Here is a 1,959-nt window from a genome sequence, read left to right as displayed (position 1 = left end):
CACCGCCGTAGAGGTTGTCATTGCCGGCACCGCCGGTGAGAACGTCGTCGCCCGCGTTGCCATACAGCGTGTCGTTGCCGTCACCACCCGACAGCTGATCGATACCGTTGCCGCCGGTGATGTTGTCGGTACCTGCGCCACCTTCGACGATGTCGTCGCCATCGTGTGCGTTGATGGTGTCGTTGCCATCACCGCCATCGACGATGTCGTTGCCCTGACGAGCGTCGATGTCGTCGTTGCCGGCTCCGCCTGTAAGCGTGTCATTGGTGGCATAGCCGATCAGGTTGTCGTCGCCGGCCGTTGAAATCAGCGCCCGCTCCTTGATCGTCGCCACATCCCAAATCGTGCCATCTGTGAAGCGGATCTGCTCAATTGCGTAGCCGCGCGCCGAGACGCCGTCGTTGTTGAAGTAGTTCTGAATCGTGACTTGATCGGTCGTGCCAGCGATCTTCAAGATCAGGTTGTCCCCGGAGCGCGTGATCGTCACATCGCTTGCGAGCACCCCTTCCTTGAACTGCAGCACGTCGACTTTGCCCACCGTTGGATCGGCGGAGCCGTTGTAGCTGTCGGAGTCGTTGTTGAGGGTGTCCTGACCGTCGCCGATGCCGAACAGATACGTGTCGCTGCCGAAGCCACCCATCAGGTGATCATTGCCAGCGCCACCGTCCAACACATCGTTGCCGCCGGAGCCGCCGTACTGACCACCGCCGTAGAGCTTGTCGTTGCCCTCGCCGCCGGTCAGTTGGTCATCGCCCGCACCGCCGAACATCGTGTCGTTGCCGATACCGCCGATCAGTTGATCGATGCTCGCGCCACCCGACAAGGTATCGTTGCCATCGCCTCCCTCGAGGTAGTCGCTGCCATCGTTACCGTTCAGCTGGTCATCGCCTGAGCCGCCGTCGAGATAATCGGCGCCGGCGTTACCGTGCAACGTGTCGTTGCCGCCGAGGCCGAACAGGGTACTGCCGTTGGCCGATGCATAAAGAACGTCAATGCCTTCGGTGCCCTGTTGTCCTTTACTTCTAACGATCTCGTAATCCCAGACTGTGCCGTCGGCAAAGCGGATCTGCTCGAGCGTGTAGCCCCGGGCCGAGGCGCCGTCGTTGGCGAAGTAGTTCTGGATCGTGACCTGGTCGGTGGTGCCCACGATCCTCAGGATCAAGTTGTCACCAGAGCGCGTGACTGTCACATCGCTCGCGAGTACGCCCTCCTTGAATTGCAGTACGTCGACCTTGCCGACGGTTGGATCGGCGGAGCCGTTGTAGCTGTCGGAGTCGTTGTTGATCGTGTCTTGACCTTCACCCAACCCGAATAGATACGTGTCGCTGCCGAAACCACCCCGGAGGTGATCGTTACCCGCGCCGCCATCCATCACGTCGTTACCGCCGGAGCCGCCGTACTGACCACCGCCGTAGAGGTTGTCGTTACCCGCGCCGCCGGTGAGCACGTCATCGCCCGCGTTGCCATACAACGTGTCGTTGCCGTCGCCGCCGGAGAGTTGGTCGATACCGTTGCCGCCGGTGATGTTGTCTGCCCCTGCCCCGCCTTCAACGATGTCGTCGCCATCGTGAGCGTCGATCGTGTCGTTGCCGTCACCGCCGTCGACGATGTCATTGCCCTGACGAGCATCGATCGTGTCGTTGCCGGCGCCGCCGGTGAGCGTGTCATTGGTGGCATAGCCGATGAGGTTGTCATCGCCGGCCGTCGAGATCAGCGCCCGTTCCTTGACCGTCGCCACATCCCACGTCGTGCCGTCAGCGAAGCGGATCTGCTCGATCGCGTAGCCGCGCGCCGAGACTCCGTCATTGCTGAAGTAGTTCTGGATCGTGACCTGGTCGGTCGTGCCGACGATCTTCAAGATCAGGTTGTCGCCGGAGCGCGTGATGGTCACATCGCTTGCGAGCACACCTTCCTTGAACTGCAGTACGTCGACCTTGCCCACGGTTGGATCGGCGGAGC

The 1,959-nt window shown here is 61.7% G+C and carries 1 protein-coding gene; it reads right to left on the bottom strand.

Translation table 11 applies throughout. The features are described 5' to 3' along the window. A partial coding sequence (locus EK373_RS32935) for a calcium-binding protein (protein WP_269813790.1) occupies positions 1-1,959 on the bottom strand: 1,959 nt, incomplete at both ends.

The organism is Peristeroidobacter agariperforans, from assembly GCF_004138335.1.
Classification (GTDB): domain Bacteria; phylum Pseudomonadota; class Gammaproteobacteria; order Steroidobacterales; family Steroidobacteraceae; genus Steroidobacter; species Steroidobacter agariperforans.
This window is presented reverse-complemented; position numbering and strand designations above follow the sequence as displayed.